General features: G+C 63.6%; 21 protein-coding genes. 13 read left to right on the forward strand and 8 right to left on the reverse strand.

The window, feature by feature from the left end:
- Positions 1 to 153 precede the first annotated feature (153 nt).
- The 9 genes from gudD (at position 154) to ACX0MV_RS12835 (ending at position 10,219) form a co-directional block, all read left to right on the forward strand.
- Positions 154 to 1,509 carry a glucarate dehydratase gene (gudD, locus tag ACX0MV_RS12795; protein WP_458982893.1) on the forward strand — a complete coding sequence of 452 codons (1,356 nt, stop codon included), beginning with the start codon at positions 154 to 156 and terminating at the stop codon, positions 1,507 to 1,509.
- An 80-nt stretch (positions 1,510 to 1,589) separates the two neighbouring features.
- Positions 1,590 to 2,939, forward strand: a complete 1,350-nt coding sequence (locus tag ACX0MV_RS12800) for an MFS transporter (protein ID WP_458982894.1) — start codon at positions 1,590 to 1,592, stop codon at positions 2,937 to 2,939.
- A gap of 22 nt (positions 2,940 to 2,961) precedes the next feature.
- The gene (gene garD, locus ACX0MV_RS12805) at positions 2,962 to 4,518 is read left to right on the forward strand and encodes a galactarate dehydratase (RefSeq protein WP_458982895.1); all 1,557 of its coding nucleotides are present in this window, start codon (positions 2,962 to 2,964) and stop codon (positions 4,516 to 4,518) included.
- 169 nt (positions 4,519 to 4,687) lie between these two features.
- Positions 4,688 to 5,626 (forward strand): 2-hydroxyacid dehydrogenase, encoded by a 939-nt coding sequence (locus ACX0MV_RS12810; protein ID WP_458982896.1) that lies wholly within the window; start codon positions 4,688 to 4,690, stop codon positions 5,624 to 5,626.
- Between the two features lie 312 nt (positions 5,627 to 5,938).
- Positions 5,939 to 7,180: an RNA polymerase sigma factor gene (locus ACX0MV_RS12815; RefSeq protein WP_458982897.1), complete on the forward strand. Its 1,242-nt coding sequence runs from the start codon at positions 5,939 to 5,941 to the stop codon at positions 7,178 to 7,180.
- A 134-nt stretch (positions 7,181 to 7,314) separates the two neighbouring features.
- On the forward strand, positions 7,315 to 7,659 hold the full coding sequence (locus tag ACX0MV_RS12820; RefSeq protein WP_458982898.1) for a YciI family protein: 345 nt from the start codon (positions 7,315 to 7,317) through the stop codon (positions 7,657 to 7,659).
- Between the two features lie 44 nt (positions 7,660 to 7,703).
- A complete protein-coding gene (locus ACX0MV_RS12825) occupies positions 7,704 to 8,483 on the forward strand; it encodes a DUF899 domain-containing protein (RefSeq protein WP_458982899.1) in 780 nt (259 codons plus the stop codon).
- A gap of 37 nt (positions 8,484 to 8,520) precedes the next feature.
- Positions 8,521 to 8,955 carry a YybH family protein gene (locus tag ACX0MV_RS12830; RefSeq protein ID WP_458982900.1) on the forward strand — a complete coding sequence of 145 codons (435 nt, stop codon included), beginning with the start codon at positions 8,521 to 8,523 and terminating at the stop codon, positions 8,953 to 8,955.
- Positions 8,956 to 9,223: 268 nt separating this feature from the next.
- A complete protein-coding gene (locus tag ACX0MV_RS12835; protein WP_458982901.1) occupies positions 9,224 to 10,219 on the forward strand; it encodes a TerC family protein in 996 nt (331 codons plus the stop codon).
- Between the two features lie 42 nt (positions 10,220 to 10,261).
- Here the strand turns inward: ACX0MV_RS12835 and ACX0MV_RS12840 are convergent, their stop codons facing one another.
- Entirely contained in the window at positions 10,262 to 10,822 is a 561-nt protein-coding gene (locus tag ACX0MV_RS12840; RefSeq protein WP_458982902.1) for a tetratricopeptide repeat protein, read from the reverse strand.
- 239 nt (positions 10,823 to 11,061) lie between these two features.
- Between ACX0MV_RS12840 and ACX0MV_RS12845 the strand changes: the two genes are divergently transcribed.
- Positions 11,062 to 12,192: a M14 family metallopeptidase gene (locus ACX0MV_RS12845; RefSeq protein ID WP_458982903.1), complete on the forward strand. Its 1,131-nt coding sequence runs from the start codon at positions 11,062 to 11,064 to the stop codon at positions 12,190 to 12,192.
- A gap of 2 nt (positions 12,193 to 12,194) precedes the next feature.
- Here the strand turns inward: ACX0MV_RS12845 and ACX0MV_RS12850 are convergent, their stop codons facing one another.
- Positions 12,195 to 12,626, reverse strand: coding sequence for a GFA family protein (locus tag ACX0MV_RS12850; RefSeq protein WP_458982904.1), 432 nt, complete (start codon positions 12,624 to 12,626; stop codon positions 12,195 to 12,197).
- A 20-nt stretch (positions 12,627 to 12,646) separates the two neighbouring features.
- Complete coding sequence (locus ACX0MV_RS12855; RefSeq protein ID WP_458982905.1) at positions 12,647 to 13,180, reverse strand: RBBP9/YdeN family alpha/beta hydrolase; 534 nt, start codon at positions 13,178 to 13,180, stop codon at positions 12,647 to 12,649.
- Between the two features lie 335 nt (positions 13,181 to 13,515).
- Between ACX0MV_RS12855 and ACX0MV_RS12860 the strand changes: the two genes are divergently transcribed.
- A complete protein-coding gene (locus ACX0MV_RS12860; RefSeq protein WP_458982906.1) occupies positions 13,516 to 13,833 on the forward strand; it encodes a hypothetical protein in 318 nt (105 codons plus the stop codon).
- 151 nt (positions 13,834 to 13,984) lie between these two features.
- On the opposite strand, the gene ACX0MV_RS12865 is transcribed toward ACX0MV_RS12860, so the two are convergent.
- Entirely contained in the window at positions 13,985 to 15,229 is a 1,245-nt protein-coding gene (locus tag ACX0MV_RS12865) for an OprD family porin (protein ID WP_458982907.1), read from the reverse strand.
- Between the two features lie 562 nt (positions 15,230 to 15,791).
- Between ACX0MV_RS12865 and ACX0MV_RS12870 the strand changes: the two genes are divergently transcribed.
- Both ACX0MV_RS12870 and ACX0MV_RS12875 read left to right on the forward strand, forming a co-directional pair.
- Positions 15,792 to 16,148: a 5-carboxymethyl-2-hydroxymuconate Delta-isomerase gene (locus tag ACX0MV_RS12870; protein WP_458982908.1), complete on the forward strand. Its 357-nt coding sequence runs from the start codon at positions 15,792 to 15,794 to the stop codon at positions 16,146 to 16,148.
- 212 nt (positions 16,149 to 16,360) lie between these two features.
- Positions 16,361 to 16,717, forward strand: coding sequence for a glyoxalase superfamily protein (locus ACX0MV_RS12875; protein ID WP_458982909.1), 357 nt, complete (start codon positions 16,361 to 16,363; stop codon positions 16,715 to 16,717).
- A gap of 55 nt (positions 16,718 to 16,772) precedes the next feature.
- Here the strand turns inward: ACX0MV_RS12875 and gcvT are convergent, their stop codons facing one another.
- The 4 genes from gcvT to gcvP form a co-directional block, all read right to left on the reverse strand.
- Positions 16,773 to 17,897, reverse strand: a complete 1,125-nt coding sequence (gcvT, locus tag ACX0MV_RS12880; RefSeq protein ID WP_458982910.1) for a glycine cleavage system aminomethyltransferase GcvT — start codon at positions 17,895 to 17,897, stop codon at positions 16,773 to 16,775.
- Positions 17,898 to 18,020: 123 nt separating this feature from the next.
- Positions 18,021 to 19,397, reverse strand: a complete 1,377-nt coding sequence (locus ACX0MV_RS12885) for an L-serine ammonia-lyase (RefSeq protein ID WP_458982911.1) — start codon at positions 19,395 to 19,397, stop codon at positions 18,021 to 18,023.
- A gap of 99 nt (positions 19,398 to 19,496) precedes the next feature.
- Entirely contained in the window at positions 19,497 to 20,750 is a 1,254-nt protein-coding gene (glyA, locus tag ACX0MV_RS12890; RefSeq protein ID WP_458982912.1) for a serine hydroxymethyltransferase, read from the reverse strand.
- Positions 20,751 to 20,998: 248 nt separating this feature from the next.
- Positions 20,999 to 23,851, reverse strand: coding sequence for an aminomethyl-transferring glycine dehydrogenase (gene gcvP, locus ACX0MV_RS12895; protein WP_458982913.1), 2,853 nt, complete (start codon positions 23,849 to 23,851; stop codon positions 20,999 to 21,001).

Raw genomic sequence — 23,851 nt, forward strand, 5'->3', positions numbered from 1 at the left:
GGACTGCGTTCGGGCTACGGTCTCAACCGCGTAGGGTGAATCACGCTTCACCGATCCACCACAGCATCGTTGTGGTGGATGAAAAAGCGTCATCCACCCTACGACTGATCTCCGCAATGCCTAAGCCCGTATAAAAACAAAAGGGGAACGCTTATGAGTGCACAGAATACTGCCGGCGCCCTTGCAGGTGCCCCGATCATCACCGAGCTGCAGGTGGTTCCGGTTGCCGGCCACGACAGCATGCTGCTCAACCTGAGTGGTGCCCACGGCCCATTCTTTACCCGCAATATCCTGATTCTCAAAGACAACGCCGGGCATATCGGCGTGGGTGAGGTACCGGGCGGCGAAGCCATCCGCCAGACCCTGGAAGACGCCCGCACGCTGCTGGTCGGCCAGTCCATCGGCAACTACAACGGCCTGCTTAATCAGGTGCGCCAGACCTTTGCCGACCGCGACTCCGGCGGCCGCGGCCTGCAGACCTTCGATCTGCGTATCACCATCCACGCGGTCACCGCCCTCGAAGCGGCATTGCTCGACCTGCTCGGCCAGCACCTCGGTGTGCCGGTGGCGGCGCTGCTTGGCGAAGGCCAGCAGCGCGATGCGGTGGAGATGCTTGGTTACCTGTTCTTTATCGGCGACCGCGAGAAAACCGACCTGGGCTACCGCAACGAAGCGGATGCCGACGACGCCTGGTTCCGCGTGCGTAACGAGCAGGCGCTAAGCCCGGAAACCATCGTCCGCCAGGCCGAAGCGGCCCATGCGCGCTATGGCTTCAACGACTTCAAACTCAAGGGCGGCGTGCTGCAAGGCGCCGAGGAAGTCGAGGCGATTCGCGCCCTGGCCGCACGTTTCCCGGAGGCGCGAGTAACCCTCGACCCGAACGGTGGCTGGTCGCTGGCCGAAGCCGTGCACCTGTGCCGCGATCTGCACGGCGTGCTGGCCTACGCCGAAGACCCCTGCGGTGCGGAAAACGGTTATTCCGGCCGCGAGGTGATGGCCGAGTTCCGCCGCGCCACCGGCCTGCCGACCGCGACCAATATGATCGCCACCGACTGGCGGCAGATGGGCCACTGCATCCAGCTGCAGTCGGTGGACATTCCGTTGGCCGACCCGCACTTCTGGACCATGCAGGGTTCGGTGCGGGTGGCACAGATGTGCAACGAGTGGGGCCTGACCTGGGGCTCGCATTCCAACAATCACTTCGATATTTCCCTGGCAATGTTCACCCACGTGGCCGCCGCCGCGCCGGGCAAGGTCACCGCCATCGACACCCACTGGATTTGGCAGGACGGCCAGTACCTGACCCGCAACCCGCTGCAGATCGAAGGCGGCCTGGTGCAGGTGCCGAAGACCCCAGGTCTGGGCGTGGAGCTGGATTGGGATGCGCTGGCCAAGGCCCACGAGCTGTACAAGGGCATGGGCCTCGGTGCGCGCAACGATGCCATGGCCATGCAGTACCTGATCCCCAACTGGCAGTTCGATAACAAGCGGCCCTGTCTGGTGCGCTAAACCTCGGTCCGGCGTCCCGGCGTCCCGGTGCTCAACGGCACCGGGCCTGCTTCACGCGAATTTCTCGATGAGTTGGCCAGATGCATGCAGTCAAACCCGGTCGGGTGCGTTACTCCATCCTGCTGATGCTGTTCCTCGTCACCACGGTCACCTTTGCCGATCGCTCCAGCCTGTCGATTGCCGGCGCCGCGCTGCAGGCGGATCTGGGCATCGATGCGGTGATGCTCGGCTATATCTTTTCCGCGTTCGGCTGGGCCTATGTGATCGGGCAGATTCCCGGTGGCTGGCTGTTCGATCGCTTCGGCGCCAAGCGCGTCTATTTCATCACGCTGCTCTGCTGGTCGCTGTTCACCCTGTTGCAGGGCTTTGTCGACATGCTGCCGCTGGCCTGGGCCGTCGTTACCCTGTTTGGTCTGCGCCTGGCGGTAGGCTTTGCCGGCGCGCCGTGCTTTCCCGGCAATGCACGGATCATCGCCGCCTGGTTCCCCACCCGCGAGCGGGCCACTGCCACCGCCATGTCCACGTCGGCGCAGTATGCCGCCACTGCGGTGTTTGCCCCGCTGATGGGCTGGGTGGTGCAGGACATGGGCTGGCAGTACGTGTTTTTCGTCCTCGGCGGCCTGGGCCTGCTGCTGTGTGGCGTGTGGCTCAAGCTGATGCACGGCCCGCGGGAACATCCACGCCTGGGCTCGGCCGAGTTTGCTTATATCGAAGACGGCGGCGCGCTGATCGACTTGGCCCCACGGCCGGCCGGTGCGGGCGGCTCGCAGTGGCGCACTCTCAAACTGCTGCTGACCCAACGCACGCTGATCGGCCTGTACCTCGGCCAGTACTGCAACAACGCCATTACCTATTTCTTCCTCACCTGGTTTCCCGTGTACCTGGTGCAGGCGCGCGGCATGAGCATTCTCTCCGCTGGTTTTGCCGCCTCGTTGCCGGCGATCAGCGGCTTTGTCGGCGGCGTGCTCGGCGGCCTGGTGTCGGACGGTTTGCTGCGTCGCGGCTATTCCCTGACCCTGGCACGCAAGCTACCCATCGTCGTAGGCATGCTGCTGGCGAGCTGCATCGTGCTGAGCATCCATGTCGAGAGTGATAGCGCGGTGATCGGCCTGATGGCCCTGGCGTTCTTCGGCAAAGGCTTTGGTTCCCTCGGCTGGACGCTGGTGGCCGACACCTCGCCCCGGCAGATCGTCGGCCTGTCCGGCGGGCTGTTCAATACCTTCGGCAACCTGGCGGCGATCACCACGCCCATCGTGGTCGGTTACCTGGTCAGCCACACCGGTTCATTCGATGCAGCGCTGCTGTATGTCGGCGCCAACGCCTTGCTGGCGGTGATCAGTTACCTGTTTATCGTTGGTCGTATTCACAGAATCGAGTTGGATGAGCAACCTGGCGGCAGCGTCACGGCTGCGCCGGGCTCGGCATCCTGAGCGAACGAGAGGAGCACATGTCATGCAGTTGATTCCCCATCAGGATTCGCCGCGCTATATCCGCCTGCACCCGGCCGACAACGTCGGCGTGGTGGTCAATGAGCAGGGCGTGGCCAAGGGCGGCCGTTTTGCCGATGGTTTGGTGGCTGTCGAAGGCATTCCGCAGAGCCATAAAGTGGCGTTGCAGGACATCGCCGTCGAGGGCGAAGTGGTGCGCTACGGCGAGGTCATCGGCTATGCCCTGGAGCCCATAGCCGCCGGGCGCTGGGTCACCGAGGCGCAACTGCGCATGCCCGAGCCGCCAGCCCTGGACAACCTGCCCAAGGCGACCCTGGCCGCCGCGCCGGTTGAGCCGCTTACCGGCTACACCTTCGAGGGCTTCCGCAACCCGGACGGCAGCGTCGGCACGCGCAATATCCTTGGCGTCACCACCACCGTGCAGTGTGTAGTCGGCGTGCTCGATCACTGCGTGGAGCGAGTGCGCAAGGAGCTGCTGCCCAAGTACCCGTATGTCGATGATGTCGTTGCGCTGTCCCACAGCTATGGCTGCGGCGTGGCGATCAACGCGCCGGACGCGGTGGTGCCGATTCGCACGCTGTACAACATCAGCCGCAACCCCAACCTTGGCGGCCAGGCCCTGGTGATCAGCCTCGGCTGCGAGAAGCTGCAGGCTAGCCAGTTGATGGATGGCGACCAGCTGACCAATGGCATGGACGAGGAGGACTGGCTGTTCCGTCTGCAAGATTCCAGCAACGGCTTTGCCGCCATGGTCGAGCAGATCATGGCGATGATCGAGGCGCGCCTACAGGTGCTGAACCAGCGCCGCCGCGAGACGGTGCCGGCGTCCGAGTTGTCCGTTGGCATGCAGTGTGGCGGCAGCGATGCGTTTTCCGGCATCACCGCCAACCCGGCCCTGGGTGTAGCCGCCGACCTGCTGGTGCGCGCCGGGGCCACGGTGATGTTCTCCGAGAACACCGAGGTGCGTGACGGCATCCACTTACTGACTCCGCGCGCGGCTTCGGTGGAAGTCGCCGATGCGCTAATCCGCGAGATGGATTGGTACGACGCTTACCTTTCGCGCGGCATGGCCGACCGCAGCGCCAATACCACGCCGGGCAACAAGAAGGGCGGGCTGAACAATATCGTGGAAAAAGCCATGGGCTCGATCGCCAAGTCCGGCTCCAGCGCCATCGCCGGGGTGGTTTCGCCGGGCGAGCGGGTGCGCGGCAAAGGCCTGTGGTTCTGCGCCACACCGGCCAGCGACTTTATCTGCGGCACCCTGCAACTGGCCGCCGGGATGAACCTGCACATCTTCACCACCGGTCGCGGCACGCCCTACGGCCTGGCCATGGTGCCGGTGATCAAGGTCGCCACCCGTACCCAGCTGGCCGAGCGCTGGCCGGACCTGATCGACGTCGACGCCGGGCAGATCACCTCCGGGCGCATGACCCTGGACGAAATGGGCTGGCACATCTTCCAGCTGTACCTGGATGTCGCCAGCGGCAAGCAACAGACCTGGGCCGAAAAGCACAGGCTGCACAACGACCTGACCCTGTTTAACCCGGCGCCGGTGACCTAAATGCGGGTAGGCGAGGCGCGTTTTACGGGCTGGGATCTGCATGCTGGTGCGCATGGCGCACCCTACGGGTCGGCTCGGGTAGGGTGCGCCACGCGCACCAATGCCCATGAAAGAACAGCGAATATGTGGGGTGCGCCCTGCGCACCAATATCCATGAGCAAAGAACCCAATGAATAAGCCAAAGGTCCTGCAGGTCGGCCCGCTGACCGAGCGTTTCAACGCTGCTCTGGCGGCCGCATATGCGGTTACCCCGCTGTGGCAGCAGGCCAACCCTGTGGCCTTTCTGCGTGAACAGGGCGAGCAGTTCGAGCTGCTGATTTCTTCGGCGCGCTTCGGTTGCAGCGCCGAGCAGTTGCTATGCCTGCCTAACCTGCGCGCGATCTGCAGCTTTGGCGTGGGTTATGACTCCTATCCGCTGGACCTGTTGCGCGAGCGGTGCATCGCCATCAGCACCACACCCGAGGTGCTCAACGATTGCGTCGCCGATCTGGCCATGGGCCTGATCATCGACACGGCACGGCGGTTGTCGGAAAGCGACCGCTTCGTCCGCGCAGGGCGCTGGGTCAGCGCCGGCTTTCCCCTGGGGCGCAAGGTCAGCGGCAAGCGCCTGGGCATCGTCGGCCTCGGCCGCATCGGCGAAGCCGTGGCGCGCCGCGCCGCCGGCTTTGACATGCCGGTGCGCTATCACAATCGCACGCCCATCGCGGGCAGCCCCCACGGCTACGCAGCCAGTCTGCTCGAGCTGGCGAGCTGGGCGGATTTTCTCGTGCTGACCTGCCCAGGCGGGGCCGCTACCCGGCACCTGATCGGCCGCGATGTGCTGGCAGCGTTGGGTCGGGACGGGATTCTGATCAATGTCGCCCGCGGCACGGTGGTCGACCAGGACGCGCTGATCGAGGCGCTGCAACAGGGCGTGATAGGCGCTGCAGGCCTCGACGTGTATGCCGCCGAGCCCGAGGTGCCGCTGGCCCTGCGTGAACTGAACAACGTCGTGCTGGTGCCGCATATCGGCAGCGCCAGCGAAGAAACCCGTCTGCAGATGGAACAGCTGGTGCTGGCCAACCTGCAGGCGTTTATCGAACGGGGCGAACTGCTCACGCCGCTGTGAGCGATTCGCCGACCCATATGCAAGCCGAGCCTGCTCGGCCTGCCTATACACCTCGGCGCCACAAGCACCGGGGCGCTTTTCCCAACCTCCCTGCGTGACCGGCGCGCCACAAGCGCGCTGGGTTGTTCCTCACTTTATGGCCGACGAACCGCGACGGATGTCGTCGGTTCGGCTTGGCCGTTACCACACACCCGGAGCCTGAGTTCGGTTGGCCGCATTCGCAGCAAGCAGCTAGGATCTTTTCTTCGCGCGTCTGACCGCGGTTGCCCATGCCAGGCAACGCTGCCAATCGCCGCTGCCGGGAAGGACACCATGAACGCCGCTGCACCGCTGAGCGAAACGCTCGCCACGCTGTACCGCGAAGAGTCGCGGCGCGTGCTCGCCACCCTGATTCGCCTGCTGGGCGATTTCGACCTGGCAGAAGAAGCCCTGCATGACGCTTTTCGCGCCGCCATGGAGCAGTGGCCGCATGATGGCGTGCCGGCCAATCCGCGTGCCTGGCTGGTATCGGCTGGGCGCTTCAAGGCCATTGATGGCCTGCGTCGGCAGACGCGTTTTGAGCCGCTCGACGAGCGCATGGCGCAGACCCTCGCCGCCGACCAGGCGGTCGACGTATGCGAGAGCGTCGAAGACGATCAACTGCGCCTGATCTTCACCTGCTGTCACCCGGCGCTCGGCGCAGATGCCCAGGTCGCTCTGACCCTGCGTGAGATCTGCGACCTCAGCACCGAAGACATCGCCCACGCCTTTCTCACCAGCCCGAGCACCGTGGCGCAGCGCATCGTGCGCGCCAAGGGCAAGATCCGCGATGCGCGCATTCCGTATGAAGTGCCCGGCCGCAGCGAACTGGCCGAGCGCCTGGAGGCGGTCCTGCGGGTGATCTACCTGGTGTTCAACGAAGGCTACTTCGCCAGCTCCGGCGATTCCCTGACCCGCAGCCACCTGTCCAGCGAGGCGATTCGCCTGGGTCGGCTGCTCCATGAATTGCTGCCCGAACCCGAGGTGATGGGCCTGCTGGCGTTGATGCTGCTGCACGAGTCGCGGCGTCCGGCGCGCACCTCGGCAAGTGGTGCACCGGTGCTGCTGGACCAGCAGGACCGTTCACTGTGGTCCGCTGAACTGATTGCCGAAGGCGACAGCCTGGTCATGCAGGCCCTGCGCTCCCGGCGTTTCGGCCCCTATGCGCTGCAGGCCGCGATTGCCGCCGTTCATGCCGAAGCGCCCAGCGCTGACGCCACCGACTGGGCGCAGATCGTCGGGCTGTATGACGCGCTGCTGCAGGCGACGCCCTCGCCGGTGATCGAGTTGAACCGGGCGGTCGCGGTGGCGATGCGCGACGGCCCGGATGCCGGGCTGGCATTGATCGAGGCCTTGCTCGCCCGCGGCGAGCTGGCCGACTACCACCTGGCCCACGCGGCCAGGGCCGATCTGCATCGCCGTCTCGGCCAGCGCGAAGCCGCGCGCCAGGCCTATCGACGGGCATTGGCACTGGCCCAGCAGGGTGCGGATCGGCAATTTCTTGAACGCCGTCTGCTCGAACTGAGCGACGGCTAGGTTGACCGTTGGTCGGCCCCGTGATCTTTTTTCGCCAGTCTGTCGAATTCCCCGACTGCCGCTCGACTACTGGTTACTAGCGCGGGTTACTGCCGCTGAATAGCTACCGCACACGCGCATGCCTGGAGGACGTAATGAAATACCTGTGCCTGGTTTACAGCAACGAGCAACTGCTCCACGACTCCCCCGACAGCCCGCGTGACGAGGAATGCCACGCCTATGCCGAATCGGTGCAGCAGAGCGGCCGCATGATTGCCGCCGAGGCGCTGCAGCCGGTGGACACCGCCACCACGGTGCGCATGCGCGGCGGCAAGCTGGCCATCACCGACGGGCCTTTTGCCGAAACCAAAGAGCAACTGGCCGGCTTCTACCTGATCGAAGCGCGCGACCTCAACGAGGCCATTCAGGTGGCCGGCAAGATTCCCGCGGCGCGGGTCGGCTGTGTGGAAGTGCGCCCCGTCCGCCAACTGGATGTGTAAGCCGCGGCGGTAACTCCGTCGGTCACCTTATTTGGGAGAACCCCATGCAACCGGACCACCCGCTACCCAAGATCGTCAGCCGCGAGCAGTGGCTGGAGGCGCGCAAGGCGCTGCTGGAGAAAGAGAAGGCGCTGACCCGCCAGCGTGATGCGCTAAATGCCGAACGCCGCCAGTTGCCGATGGTGGCGGTGGCGCAGGATTACCGCTTCGAAGGGCCGCAAGGCGAGGTGCGCCTGATCGACCTGTTCGAAGGGCGCAGCCAATTGATCGTCTACCACTTCATGTACCACAGCGACCGTGGCGAGGGCTGCGACGGCTGTTCCTGCCTGGTCGACAATGTCGGCCACCAGTCGCATCTGCATGCCCGCGACACCACCCTGGTGCTGGTCTCGCGCGCGCCTTTGGCCGAGCTGCAAGCGTTCAAGCAGCGCATGGGCTGGACGCTGCCCTGGTATTCCTCGTTTGGCAGCAGCTTCAATTACGACTACCACGCCACCACCGATGAGCGCGTCGCCCCGGTGGAATACAACTACCGCGACCAGGCCGAACTGGAGCGCCTAGGCCTGAACTATCACGTGCAGGGCGAGCAGCCCGGCGTCAGCGTGTTTTTGCGCGACGGCGAGCGGGTCTATCACTGCTATTCCAGCTACGGCCGCGGCCTGGAAATGTTGATGAGCAGCTTTCATTACCTCGACCTGACGCCCTTCGGCCGCAGTGAAGGCTGGGATGGCATGCCTGATCTTGACGGCAAGGGCATGCACTGGACCCGTTTGCACGATGAATACCAGCAGCCTGCCGCGGTTCGCAGCTGCTGTAGCGACTAGACAATCAACGCAATCGATTGAACGAAGGAGAACGAGCATGAACGATCAGACTGCACAGGCTCAAATCAAGCAGGTCATGGACAGCTGGGTACAGGCCTCGCTGGCCAAGGACGTCGAACGCATCATCAGCCACTACAGCAACGATGTGGTGGCCTACGACGCCATCGGGCCACTGCGTTTCGTCGGCCGCGAAAGCTACAAGGCGCATTGGCAAGCGTGCATGGAAATGTGCAGCGGCCCGGCGAAGTTCGAGGTGCACGAACCGAGCTTCATGATCGGCGGCGATCTGGCCGTGGTGTATTTTCTCTTCCATTGCGGCGGCAGCGACGACAGCGGCGAGATGCAGAGCAGCTGGATGCGCGTGACCCAGTGCTTTCGCCAGCAGAGCGGCAAGTGGTTGATTGCCCATGAGCATTTCTCCATGCCCTGCGACATGGAAAGCGGCAAGACCGCATTCGACCTGACGCCTTGAGTCGGCGCGTTCGCCAGCGCCTGGCCACGAATCATCCCTAGAACGACCTCAAGGCCAGCAACGAGGTGCTGTTCCGCTTCACCTTGAAGAGGCAGGCGTGTTCGCCAGCCTGCGCCGCCTCAGCGAGGAAATACTTGGCAACGTCTGCGAGATTGAATTGCCATGGTCGGCACCCTAAATTGGCGCCCGCAACGCCGGGCCCCTCTGACAGCTTCTAGCTGCCATGTCGGAGTTGCAGTTTGTATAACTTCGACGATAGGAGGGGCTCATGACTGCCCTAGAACCGTTCTTCATGGCCGAGTTTCTCGGCACCGCCACCTGGTTGTGGCTGATCTTCCTCGCTGTAGTGGTCAGCTTGCTGGTCTTCGACCTGGGCGTGCTTCACCGCGAGCACCGCGAAATCGGTGTCAAGGAAAGCCTTTTGTTGTCCGCCGGTTACATCACCGCCGGCCTGCTGTTCGGCCTGTGGGTCTGGCAGGTCAAGGGCGGCGACGCCAGCATGGATTACTTCACCGGCTTCCTGATCGAAAAATCGTTGTCGATGGACAACGTGTTCCTGATGGCGATGATCTTCAGCTTCCTCGCCATCCCGCGTAAGTACCAGCACGAGGTGCTGTTCTGGGGCATCCTCGGGGTGATCGTGTTGCGCGCGGTGATGATCGGTCTCGGCGCCGCGCTGATCGCCGAGTTCAGCTGGATTCTCTACCTGTTCGGCGCATTCCTGGTATTGACCGGCGTGAAGATGCTGTTTGCCAAGGTCGATGCCGAGCCGAACCTGGCCGATAACGTGCTGGTGAAGTTTCTGCGCCGCCACTTGCGGGTTACCGAGCAGCTGCACGAAGGCCGGTTCTTTGTCCGCCAGGCCGATGCCAGCGGTAAGCCGGTGCTCTGGGTGACACCGCTGTTCCTCGCGCTGATTCTGATCGAATGCGCCGACCTGGTGTTCGCGGTGGACAGCGTGCCGGCGATTTTCGCCATCACCCAGGACCCGTTCATCGTCTACACCTCGAACATCTTCGCGATTCTCGGCCTGCGGGCGCTGTACTTTGCCCTGGCGGCGATGATCCACCGCTTCGCCTACCTCAAGTACGCGCTGGCGCTGGTGCTGGTGTTTATCGGCTGCAAGATTTTCCTGGTCGGCATCATCGGCAAGATCCCGCCCGTGATTTCGCTCAGCGTGACGCTCACCCTGCTGATCGGTGGCGTGCTGTTGTCGCTGTGGAAAACCCGCGAGGGCAGCGGCTCGGTTCACCAGCAGCCGTGACCAAAGCGGCGGTTCCAAGCCACCGCTGCGCCGCTGCAAATTTCAGGGCGCTTTATCGAGCACCGCGCAGCTGGGCTTGTACTCCTGCGCACAGGCGCTCTGGAACAGCCGGCGCGCCTGGCTGGGGTCACGCGCGACGCCCTGGTCGCCTTTCATGTAGAGGTTGCCGAGGATGTGCTGGGCCATCGGGTTGCCGCCCGCCGCGGCCTGGTTGAGGTATTTAAGCATGCTCTTCTGGTCGGCCAGCTCCGGGTTGTCGCGGCCGGTATACAGGTAGGCGAGGCTAACCGCGGCCATCGGATGGCCCTTGTCGGCGGCCTGTTTCCACCAGTATTCGGCCTGCTGCAGATCCTTTTTCGGCTTGCCGACGAAGTAGAAGCTGCCGAGCTGAAACTGGCTGTCGAGGTCGCCGGAGCTAGCGTGACTCTGCAGCTTGGCCATGGCGGCCTGGGCATCGTCCGTCTGCCCTTGCGGCTGCGGCTCGTCCGCGCTCGGCGTCGCGGCAGTGGTTGGGTCCGACTGCTGGCTGGCGCAGGCGACAAGCGTCAGCAGCACCCAGGCCAGTGCCGCGGGTTTGATGCATTGCCATAGATTGCTGGCCATGTTGGTTTCCTTCTGTCAGGTGAAAGCGGTTGCCCTCGTGACAAGCGCCGGAGGCACGGTTTCGATCCGCCGTACAGGCGAGTAGAGACCGCAGGTCGGCGTGTGAGTTGCGTGGCTGCCGAGGCAACCTTGCCAAGGTGCGGATTGCATATCTGTTTGTCGCCTCTGGCGTTTCTTCGCCCGGGAAGACCTGCGATTCTGGCGGCCACTGATGCGCCCCTTCGACTCTCGAGGTATTCATGCAGATCACGTCCAACTTCGACAGCGGCAACATCGAAGTCATCGATTCCAGCAACCCACAGCGGGTGTTGCTGGCCATGCGTGCAGACCTGCGCAGCCATCACTTCCAGTGGTTTCACTTCAAGGTCGATGGTCTGACGCCCGGCCAGCGTTATGGCTTCAGCCTGACCAATGCCGGTGAGTCAGCCTACCCCCGCGCCTGGCCTGGTTACAACGCGGTGGCCTCTTACGATCAGGTCAACTGGTTTCGTGTGCCCAGCCGTTTCGAGGCGGGTGCACTGGAGTTCGCCCTGGAGCCAGGCGCGGCGCAGGTCTGGTTCGCCTATTTCGAGCCCTACAGCCGCGCCCGCCATGACTGGCTGATCGAGCAGGCTGTGAGCCGTGCTGGCGCCGAGCTGTTCGCCACGGGGAAAAGCGTCGAAGGCCGCGACATCCAGCTGCTGCGGGTCAGCCGCAACCCGGATGCACCGCGCAGGATCTGGATCATCGCCCAGCAACATCCGGGCGAGCACATGGCCGAATGGTTCATGGAGGGCGTGATCGAGCGCCTGCAAAACCGCGATGACGCTGAGCTGAACAGGCTGCTGGAGCACGCCGAGCTTTACCTGGTGCCGAACATGAATCCGGACGGCGCATTTCGCGGCCATTTGCGCACCAACGCCGCCGGCAAGGACCTCAACCGCGCGTGGCAGGCAGCGAGCGAAGCGGAGAGCCCCGAGGTGTTTTTCGTCCAGCAGCAGATGCGCGCGGTGGGGGTCGACCTGTTTCTCGATATCCATGGCGACGAGGAAATCCCCCACGTGTTTACCGCGGGCTGTGAGGGCAATCCTGGCTACGACAAGCGTCTCGAACAGCTGGAAAGCCGGTTCCGCAACCGCCTGGTGGCGGTCGGAGCGGAGTTCCAGACGGCGCACGGCTATCCCCAGGATGCGCCTGGTCAGGCCAACACCACCCTGGCCTGCAATGCGGTCGGTCTGGAATTCGACTGCCTGTCCTTCACCATCGAGATGCCGTTCAAGGACCACGACGACAACCCCGATCCGCATACCGGCTGGAACGGCAAACGCTCCAAGCAACTGGGCAAGGACGTCCTCAGCGTGGCGGCAGCGATGGTGCATGAGCTGCGCTAGGCTCACGCATCGGGCGTAACCCAGCCCGCGCTGAATCGAGGCAGCTCGTCCTTGACCGGCCACCAGTTGGCTTTCGAGTCCAGGTAGAAATGCGCCACCGGTTCGACCGGTAATGCTTCGTTGAGCAGGCCGGCGCGGATGCGCAACACATCGGGCAGGGTGGCCTTCTTGCTGAAGATCGGCGAACCGCACCTGCGACAGAACACCCGTTGTTTGCCAGGCGACGACTCGTAGGCTGCGAGCAACTCGTCACCGTCGGTCAGCACAAAGGCCGCCAATGCCACCGGTATATTGGTCGCGAATGGCGTGCCTTGTGCTCTGCGGCACTGCGAGCAATGACAGATTTGAATGCCTTCAAGTGCGGACTCGATGCGAAATCGAACGCCGCCACATAAACAGTTTCCGCTGTACATAACGCCTCCAAGGGCTCGCATCGAGATGCGCGTTGTGCCGTTCAAACCACTAATGCCAACCACCGTTGAAACAACGCATGTCCTTCGGGCCAGGCACCCAGCCCACTTGCCGCATTGATATGGCCGGCATCACCGATATTCACCAGGGCGCTGCCCCATCGCCCGGCGCAGCGTTCGGCGTATTCGAGACTGCCGAATGGGTCGCTGCTGCTGGCAACCACCAGGCTTGGGAACGGCAACGGCCGTTCGGCCAACGCCGAGAAGCCAGTGGCCTGAGCAGAGAAACTGGGCGACGTGGGATCCGGCACGGCGACCAGCAGGGCGGCCTTGATCGACAGCCCGGTGACCGCCGCCCACTGTGCGACCAGCAGGCACCCCAGGCTGTGGGCAACCAGAACGGTATCGGGGCCACACTGGCGAACGCACTGTTCGAGGCGTTCAAGCCATGCGGCGCACTGCGGGTGTGCCCAGTCGTCCTGGTCTATTCGCAGGTAGCCGGGATACAGCGCGTGCCAGTGGCTTTGCCAATGGTCCGGGCCGGCGTTGTCAATGCCGGGCAGGATAAGAGTCTGCATATGACCACTCCGTGTCGTCTGTCGGTGCAGCGCCAAGGCGGGTATCCGCCGGGTTGATGCGTGGGTGCTGCGAATCGTGGAACAGGATGACGCCTGTAGCTGCTCCGGGCGTTCGCGCAAGCGCCTGGCAGTTATCCGCGCGCGGACTGGCTACGTCAATCAATCGGTCCCGGGTTTGCGGGCCGAGCGTCGCGCTGCAGGGGAAATACCTTGCAACCTCTGGGCAGTTGAGCCGCTCTCAGTTGCTGGATAGATTGGCGCGCCGCTGTGCCCGCGAGGCGCGCGGCTGCCTAGGCATGTGCCGAGCCGGCAATCTTTACGTGGAGTGCTAACCGATGAAGTCCGTTATTTCGATTCCAGCCCTGTTTGGTATGGCGGCGCTGCTGGTAAGCCTGGCCGGCTGCGACGCGGCGGAACAGTCCGCGCAGAAGCTCGCGGAAAAAGCCGAGCAGGCGGTGCAGGAGGTCGCTCGCGAAGCGATCAGCGATACGGTGAAAGAGCTCAACAAGCAGGTCGATCAGATTCAGCAGTCGACCGATGAGTTGCTCGGCAAGCCCGAGCAGGAACAGCAACCGAAGCCGAGCGAACAGGCCGAACAAACCACGCCGGGCACCGAAAACGACCTGTCGGCGCAGGACAGTATCGAGACCTGATCAATCGCTGCTGGCGCCAGGCCGGCTGGGCAGCACGGTAACCGTGCATGGGAGCTGCTCATGCAGCGCCGCCAGGGTAAAAAAAAGCCCGTCGCAAGGACGGGCCAAAGGGCCGTAACACATGGAGAAAAACGATGCGGAGCCGAGCGGGTTAGAGGATCGACAACGGGTAGTTGATGATCACGCGGTTCTCGTCGAACTCGTTGGTGCTGAAGTCGCGACGAATGCTCGCGTTGCGCCATTTCACGTTGAGGTTCTTGAAGGTGCCGCTCTGCACGGTGTAGGCCAGCTCGGTTTCCCGACCCCACTCCTTGCCGTCGTTGGTGGTCGCGGTGTGTACGTTGTCGCCGCTGATGTAGCGGTTCATCAGGGTCAGGCCAGGGACGCCCAAACCGCTGAAGTTGTAGTCGTGACGAACCTGCCAGGAACGCTCCTGAGCGTTGTCGTAGCTTGAGTTGAAGCTGTCGTTCGCCAGGGTGCCACCGCTGGTGCCGTTGACGCGCATCCAGCCGGTGTCACCGCTGACCTTTTGCAGACCGACGAAGAAGCCGTGGCCGCCGATCTTCGCCGAGAACAGGCCCGAGTACGTCTTGTTGTCGAGCTCGCCGGCCAGCTCGCTGCCATCTTCGTCGCCCTGGAAGTAGCCCAGGTTGGCACCAAAGGTCCAGTCGCCCACGGGCTGGCTGTGCGACAGCTGGAGGTACTGCTGGCTGTAGACATCCTTCAGCTCGGCGTTCCACAGGCCTACCAGGGTGCGGTCCTGGTTGAACTTGTATTCGCCGCCGGCGAAGTTGAATCGGTCGGATACACCGCCGCCGTAGGTCATGTCTTCCATGCTCGCGTTGTTACGCTCGCTGTTGCCACGGAACTGGCCGCCGTAGAGCGTCAAGCCGGCAATTTCGTTAGACGTGATCTGGGCGCCTTCGAAGGTCTGCGGCAGCGAGCGGCCATCATCGGCACGCAGGATCGGCAGAACTGGCATCCACTCGCCAACCTTCAGTTCGGTCTTCGACAGCCGGGCTTTGGCAGCGACACCCAGCCGGCCGAAGTCGTCAGCAGGCCGACCGTCATCATGGCGCGGCAACAAGCCGGTGCCATAAGTGCCTCGACCGCCGTCGAGCTTCGCCGACCACATGCCCAGCACGTCCACGCCAAAGCCAACGGTGCCCTGGGTGAAGCCGGAGCGCGCATCGAGAATAAAGCTCTGGGTCCATTCCTCGGCTTTGCTCTGGGCATTGTCCGGGTTGATGAAGTTGCGGTTGATGTAAAAGTTGCGCAGGCCAAGAGTGACCTTGGCGTCATCGACGAAGCCTTCGGCCTGGCTGCTGATCGGCAGTGCGAGGGCCATGCTGCCAGCGCTCAGAATGGCCAGCGAGAGGGCGGTGCGTGAAGTCATTGTTGTTGTGCTCCCGTTTTTTGAACAAGCCGTTCCCCTGTCGCCGGCTGCAAGGCGAGCAGAAAAGGAACGGGTGAGGTGCCCATGCAGGGCGACAAGCGTGTCCGGCACCCGGACACGCCATTGCATGCGGCGCTAGCCGTCTGCGAATTCGGTTGGGGGGTGCCGGCGGAGCGAGTCGGAGCGGTGGCAACGGGGAGCGGGTTGCTGCGCAAAAAGGGTGCAGGTGGTCATGCTGGAGCCCTGACTGTTGTTTTTATAATGTCATATGTTGTCGTACAACAATGGCTGAATTATCGACAGCGGTCTGGAGCTTTGTCAACGTGTCTATAGACCAAAGTCTCAGCAGATTCAGGGCTCTAACTTATGAGCGTTGTTTGTAAAATTTAAAAAATATTCATTTATCAATTACTTGAGATTTATATAGAAGTGTTATTCAGCGCGTTGTACTGAGGCCCATACAGATTTTCAGACGTTTGGTGGCTCAATAAGTTGGTAGCTGTAGTGCTGTTGTCGTGTGATAACGTATGACAAATCAAGTTTTTCTTAACAGGAAGCCGTTATGCCCCATTGCCTTATCGAGGGCTCGAGCAGCCTGACTCGCCTGATCGAGCCGGCCGAACTGGTACGCCTGGTCGACAGCTGTGCGACGGCCAGCGAGCTGTTCGGGCCGGGGGAGGTCAAGGTGCGCCTGGCGCTGTATGAACACTTCAGTGTGGGTGGTGCCCAGAAGGATTTCGTCCACCTGATTTTCTACATCTTGAGCGGGCGTACCCAGGCGCAGAAGGTGGCGCTATCCAGGCGTATCGTCCGCGCTCTGGTAGAACGCCTGCCGGCGGTCAATGCGATATCTCTGGACGTTCGCGACATCGAGCGCGAGTCTTTCAGCAACAAGCGCAACTGCATGAGCGATAGCTAGGCCTGGTCTGGCAGGCCCGCTATTCCCCAGGTCTACTCCTCAGGTGGCGGATCGAGCAGATGCTGTTGCAACGGAGCGGGTGGGCGGTCGCGTTGCGCGAGCCGCGAGAACGGGTGCCTTACCAGGCTGCGCGGTGCTGAAAGAAATGCGCTGGGATGACAGGCGAGCAGGGCTGGCGTAGGGTGCCGATACCTCAGTGTGGAGCCACCGCTATGCCGCTAGCCGCCCCGATTCCAATCCTGCGCATTTTCGACGAAGCCAAGGCGCGGGCGTTCTATCTCGACTTTCTTGGTTTTCGCGAGGACTGGGCGCATCGCTTCGAGCCGAGCCTGCCGCTGTATCTGCAAGTGTCCAAGGGTGGCTGTGTGCTGCACCTGTCCGAGCACCACGGTGACTGTTGCCCGGGCGCGGCCCTGCGCATTGCCACCGAGGGTCTGGAGCACTTCCAGGCTGAGCTGCTGGCAAAGCAGTATGGCAATGCTCGGCCGGGTGTCGAGACGAAGCCGTGGGGGCGGGAGATGAGCATCACCGATCCGTTTGGCAATCGGCTGGTGTTTACCAGCGAGTAAACGCTGCTGACAGGACTCAAGGCGGGCCCGGTATCGCCGGGCCCGCCTTGTCTGCTCAACCGCGGTAGTAGCGCTGCGGCACGAACGGGGTTTTCGCGACTTTCATCGCCACGCGCTTGCCGCGCACCATCGCCCACACCGCTGTGTCCACCGCCATATGGCTGCTCGCGACATAGCCCATTGCAACCGGGCCGCCGAGGGTCGGGCCGAAGCCGCCGCTGCAGACCGTGCCGATCACGTTGCCGTCGGCATCGACGATTTCCGCGCCCTCACGTACCGGTACGCGCTCCTGCGGCAGCAGGCCGACGCGCTTGCTGGCAACGCCTTCCTGCTGCTGGGCGAAAATCCGTTCGGCACCGGGGAAGCCGCCAGCCCGCGCACCATCGGCGCGGCGTGGCTTGGACATGGCCCACAGCAGGCTGGCTTCGATCGGCGTGGTGCTGGTGCTCATGTCGTGGCCATACAGGCACAGGCCGGCCTCCAGGCGCAGTGAGTCGCGAGCGCCAAGGCCGATGGCTTCGACTTCCGGCTCGGCCAGCAGGCTGCGCGCGAGGGTTTCGGTGTGTTCAGCCGGTACCGAGATTTCGAAACCGTCTTCGCCGGTGTAGCCGGAGCGGCTGACATAGCAGTCGACGCCGAGCAGGCGCATCGGGGCGAATTGCATAAAGGTCATCTTGGTCACTTCAGGCGCCAGGCGCGCCAGTACGTCGACGGCTTTCGGGCCTTGCAACGCCAAAAGGGCGCGCTCTTCAAACAGGCTTTGGATCTCGCACTGGCTGCCGATGTGGTTTTGCAGGTGGGCCAGGTCCTGATCCTTGCAGGCAGCGTTGACCACCAGGAACAGGGTGCCGTCGCCCAGGTTGGCGACCATCAGATCATCGAGAATGCCGCCGTTCTCATCGGTGAACATGGCGTAGCGCTGCATGCCCACGGGCAGGTCGATGATGTCCACCGGCACCAGGCTTTCCAGGGCCTTGGCGGCATTCGCACCGCGCAGGACGATCTGACCCATATGCGAGACGTCGAACAGGCCGGCGGCTTCGCGGGTGTGCAGGTGTTCCTTCATCACGCCGAGCGGGTATTGCACCGGCATGTCGTAGCCCGCGAAGGGCACCATACGTGCGCCGAGTTCGATATGCAGGGCGTGTAACGGGGTTTTCGCCAGGGTATCAGTAGTCATTGCGGTTTCCTGTAGGGTGCGCCGTGCGCACCGGGTCGTGATCAATACGTGTGTCGGATGGGATTATTGGTGCGCACGGCGCACCCTACGCCTCAACCCTTTTCCCGAGAGAAAAGGGATAAATCAGCATTCGATGATGTTTACCGCCAGGCCGCCGCGGGCGGTTTCCTTGTACTTGTTGTTCATGTCGGCACCGGTCTGGCGCATGGTGCGGATCACTTTGTCCAGCGAGACGAAGTGCTGGCCGTCGCCACGCAACGCCATGCGCGCGGCGTTGATCGCCTTGACCGAGCCCATGGCGTTGCGCTCGATGCAGGGCACCTGCACCAGGCCGCCGATCGGGTCGCAGGTCAGGCCGAGGTTATGCTCCATGCCGATTTCAGCGGCGTTCTCGACCTGGTTGACGCTACCACCGAGCACTTCACAGAGCGCGCCGGCGGCCATCGAACAGGCCACGCCGACCTCGCCCTGGCAGCCGACTTCGGCACCGGAGATCGAGGCGTTTTCCTTGTACAGAATGCCGATGGCCGCGGCGGTGAGCAGAAAGCGCACCACGCCGTCGTCGTTCGCGCCGGGGATGAAGCGCGTGTAGTAATGCAGTACCGCCGGCACGATGCCGGCCGCGCCGTTGGTCGGTGCGGTGACCACGCGACCGCCGCTGGCGTTTTCCTCATTGACTGCCAGGGCGTAGAGGTTGACCCAGTCGAGCACGCTGAGCGCATCGCGCAGTGCGGCTTCAGGGTTTTTGCACAGCTGGCGGTGCAACGCGGCGGCGCGGCGTTTGACCTTGAGGCCGCCGGGCATGATGCCCTCGTTGCGGCAACCGGCCTCGACGCAATCCTGCATCACCTGCCAGATATTCAGCAGGCGCGCGCGGGTTTCCGCTTCCGGGCGCCAGGCGGCTTCGTTGGCCAGCATCACCTGGCTGATCGACAGGCTGTGTTCGGCGCAATGGGCCAGCAGCTGTTTGCCGGTGGTAAAGGGGTAGGTCAGTGGCGTCTGGTCTTCGACGATGCGGTCGGCGCCGGCGGCCTCTTCATCCACCACGAAGCCGCCGCCCACCGAATAGTATTCACGCGACTGCACTTGCAGACCGGCAGCGTCGAAAGCGCGGAAGATCATGCCGTTGGGGTGAAAGGCCAGCGGCTTGCGGATCATCGCCAGGTGTTCCTTCTCGACGAAGCGGATGCGCTTCTCGCCGAGCAGGGCCAGTTCGCCGGATTCACGAATCGCCGTCATGCGCGCGTCCACCGTGCTGGTGTCGACCGTGTCCGGCTGTTCGCCTTCCAGACCGAGCAGCACCGCCTTGTCGCTGCCGTGGCCCTTGCCGGTGGCGCCGAGCGAGCCGTACAGCTCGACCTTCACCGATTCGGTGCCGGCCAGCAGCTCGTCGCGGCGCAGGCCTTCGACAAAACGTACCGCCGCGCGCATCGGGCCAACGGTGTGCGAGCTGGATGGGCCGATGCCAATCTTGAATAAATCGAAAACGCTTAGTGACATGCTTGCTCCGACTGCGTGTTTTGCTGCCGCCCTTGTGGGGCGGCGAGGATGCGGCGCGCTGGATAACCGCGCCGATAGTGGCAAAAACTACGTGCCGTTCTAGTCAGCGTAGACCGGGAAGCTGGCGCATAAGTCCGCAACCTGACCACGAACGCGCTCGATTACTGCCGGGCTGTCCACGTCGTCGAGGATGTCGCAGATCCAGCCGGCCAGGGTGCGGCATTCGCCCTGCTTGAAGCCGCGGGTGGTCACCGCCGGGGTACCGATGCGGATGCCTGAGGTGACGAAGGGCGATTGCGGGTCGTTCGGCACCGCGTTCTTGTTCACCGTGATATGCGCCGCGCCGAGGGCTGCGTCGGCTGCCTTGCCGGTCAGGCCCTGCTTGATCAGGCTGACCAGCATCAGGTGGTTGTCGGTGCCGCCGGAGACCACGTCATAGCCGCGTGCAACGAACACTTCGGCCATGGCCTGGGCGTTGTCGATTACCTGCTGCTGGTAGGTTTTGAAGCCAGGCTCCAGCGCCTCCTTGAAGCACACCGCCTTGGCCGCGATCACATGCATCAGCGGACCGCCCTGGCTGCCGGGGAATACCGCGGAGTTGAGCTTTTTCTCGATCTCTTCATTGGCCTTGGCCAGGATCAAGCCACCACGCGGGCCGCGCAGGGTCTTGTGGGTAGTAGTGGTCACTACATCGGCGAACGGCAGCGGGTTGGGATACAGGCCGGCAGCGACCAGTCCAGCCACGTGAGCCATATCGACAAACAGCAGGGCACCGACCTTGTCGGCAATTTCGCGGAAGCGGGCGAAGTCCAGGGTGCGCGAATAGGCGGAGAAGCCGGCGACGATCATCTTCGGCCTGTGTTCGAGGGCCAGGCGCTCGACCTCGGCGTAATCGATCAGACCCTGTTCGTCGATGCCGTACTGCACGGCGTTGTACAGCTTGCCCGAGGACGACACCTTGGCGCCGTGGGTCAGGTGGCCGCCGTGGGCCAGGCTCATGCCGAGAATGGTATCGCCAGCATTCAGCAGCGCCAGGTACACCGCGCTGTTGGCCGAGGAGCCGGAGTGCGGCTGGACGTTGGCGTAGTCGGCGCCGAACAGTTGCTTGGCGCGCTCGATGGCCAGGGCCTCGACCTTGTCGACATGCTCACAGCCGCCGTAATAACGCTTGCCTGGGTAGCCTTCGGCGTACTTGTTGGTCAGGCCGCTGCCCTGGGCCTGCATCACCCGCTGGCTTGCGTAGTTTTCCGAGGCGATCAGCTCGATATGGTCTTCCTGACGCGCCTCTTCGGCGTTTATTGCGGCGAGCAGGGCGTCATCGTAGCCTTGCAGTTGGTCGTGCTTGCTGAACATGGTGAGGTCCTCGCTTGTTGTTCTTGTGGGTGCTACTCGCCCGCCTCGGTTGGAGGTGAGCAAAGAATGGGGTGTCCCGATGATCGGGTTCGAGCAGGTCACCGGGTGTTTGCAGCGTGCGCGCTACCTCCCGTGAGTGCCGACACAAGGGAGGTAGCGCGCACGCTGCGAACCTGGTGCAGGCCGCTAGCGTGCATGCAATCCGGGGCTGGCCTGTAGGCCTTGGCGGGTTGCATGCCGGGCGACGGTTAAGCGTCCTGGTAAGCCTCGATCGACGGGCAGGCGCAAATCAGGTTGCGGTCGCCAAAGACGTTGTCCACGCGACCGACCGGTGGCCAGTACTTGGCTTCGATCAGGCTTGCCAGCGGGTACACCGCCTGCTCGCGGCTGTAGGCGTGGGTCCACTCGCCGACCAGTTCCAGGGCGGTGTGCGGGGCGTTCTTCAGCGGGTTGTCGTCCTTGTCCAGGCGGCCTGCTTCCACCGCGCGAATTTCTTCGCGGATGGCGATCATGGCGTCGCAGAAACGGTCCAGCTCTTCCTTGGATTCGCTTTCGGTCGGCTCGATCATCAGAGTGCCGGCCACCGGGAAGGACATGGTCGGCGCGTGGAAGCCGAAGTCGATCAGGCGCTTGGCCACGTCGTCGACGCTGATGCCGCTGCTGTCCTTGAGTGGGCGGATATCCAGGATGCACTCGTGCGCCACCAGGCCGCCTTCGCCGCTGTACAGCACCGGGTAGTGTTCTTCCAGGCGCCGGGCGATGTAGTTGGCGTTGAGAATCGCCATCTGCGAAGCGCGCTTGAGGCCTTCGCCGCCCATCATGCTGATGTACATCCAGGTGATCGGCAGGATGCTGGCGCTGCCGAACGGCGCGGCGCTGACCGCGCCTTCCTTGCGGGCCATATGGCCGTGGCCGGGCAGGAAGGGAATCAGGTGCGACTTGACGCCGATCGGGCCGACGCCCGGACCGCCACCGCCGTGAGGAATGCAGAACGTCTTGTGCAGGTTCAGGTGCGAGACGTCGCCGCCGAACTGGCCTGGGGCACAGAGGCCGACCATGGCATTCATGTTGGCGCCGTCGATATACACCTGGCCGCCGTTGTCATGAATGATCTGGCAGATTTCGCGGATGCCTTCCTCGAACACACCGTGGGTCGAGGGGTAGGTGATCATCAGCGCTGCGAGGCGATCCTTGTGCTCTTCGGCCTTGGCGCGCAGGTCGTCGATATCGACATTACCGCGGGTGTCACAGGCGGTTACCACCACGCGCATGCCGGCCATGCTGGCGGTCGCCGGGTTGGTGCCGTGGGCCGATTGGGGGATCAGGCAGATGTCGCGCTGATCATCGCCGCGGCTCAGGTGGTAAGCACGGATCGCCAACAGACCGGCGTACTCGCCCTGGGAGCCGGCGTTCGGCTGCAGGGAGATGCCGTCGTAGCCAGTGGCCGCGCAGAGCATGGCTTCCAGCTCGTCGGTCAGTTGGGTGTAACCCTGGCTCTGTTCGGCGGGGGCGAAGGGGTGCAGGTTGCCGAACTCGGCCCAGGTTACCGGGATCATTTCGCTGGCGGCGTTGAGCTTCATGGTGCAGGAGCCCAGCGGAATCATGCTGCGATCCAGGGCCAGGTCCTTGTCGGCCAGCTTGCGCAGGTAGCGCATCAGCTCGGTTTCGCTGTGGTAGCGGTTGAACACCGGGTGGCTGAGGATCGCCGACTGTCGCAGCAGGCCCTGGGGCAGGCGCGAGGCAACGCTGGCGGCCAGCTCGCTGAAGTTCGGCAGCGTCTTGCCGTCGGCAAATACCGCCCACAAGGCTTCGATGGCCGCCTGGTCGGTGGTTTCATCGAAGGACAGGCCGAGGCGCTGGTCATCGATCTCGCGCAGGTTGATGCCCTGAGCGCGGGCTCTGCCATGCAGCGCAGCGGTCTGGCCGGCAGTGGCGATGCTGAGGGTGTCGAAGAACTGCGCCTGTTCGACCGTGTAACCAAGCGCGCTTACGCCCTGGGCGAAGATCGCGGTCAGCTGATGGATGCGCTGGGCGATCTGGGTCAGGCCTTTCGGGCCGTGGTACACGGCGTACATGCTGGCGATATTGGCGAGCAGTACCTGGGCCGTACAGATGTTGCTGGTGGCCTTCTCGCGGCGGATATGCTGCTCGCGCGTCTGCATGGCCAGGCGCAGGGCCGGCTTGCCAAAACGGTCGATCGACATGCCGACCAGACGGCCCGGCATGTCGCGCTTGAAGGTATCGCGGGTGGCGAAATAGGCAGCGTGCGGGCCGCCGAAACCCAGCGGCACACCGAAGCGCTGGGCACTGCCCAGGGCCACGTCGGCGCCGAATTCGCCTGGCGCGGTGAGCAGGGTCAGAGCCAGCAGGTCAGCGGCGACGGCTACCAGTACACCGGCGGCGTGGAAGCGCTCGACCAGCTCGCGGTAATCGAAGATATCGCCATTGCTCGCCGGGTATTGCAGCAGGGCGCCGAAGTAGGCGCTGGCATCGCTGATCGCAGCTTCGTCGCCGATCACGACTTCGATGCCCAGCGGCTCGGCGCGGGTGCGCAGCACGTCGAGGGTTTGCGGGTGGCAGTGCTGGGAGGCGAAGAAGGTGTTGCTGGCCTTGTTCTTCGCCAGGCGCTTGCAGAAGGTCATGGCTTCGGCAGCGGCAGTGGCTTCGTCGAGCAAGGAGGCGTTGGCGATCGGCAGGCCGGAGAGGTCGCTGACCAGGGTCTGGAAGTTCAGCAGGGATTCCAGGCGACCCTGGGAAATTTCCGGCTGGTAGGGGGTATAGGCGGTGTACCAGGCCGGATTTTCCAGCAGGTTGCGCAGGATCGGGCTCGGCGTGTGAGTGCCGTAGTAACCCTGGCCGATGTAGGTCTTGAACTGCTGGTTTTTGCTGGCGATGGCCTTGATCTTGGCCAGGGCGTCGGCTTCCGACAGGCCGGGCGTTTGCCCGAGCACGCTGGTGCCCTTGATGCTTTCCGGGATCACGCTGGCGGTCAGCGCGTCGAGGGACTCGTAACCGAGCGCCTGCAGCATGGCCGCGGTATCGGCGTCACGCGGGCCGATATGCCGGGCAATGAATTCGTTCTGGGTGGTCAGGTTAGTCAT

It is taken from the genome of Pseudomonas cistanchae (assembly GCF_054483635.1).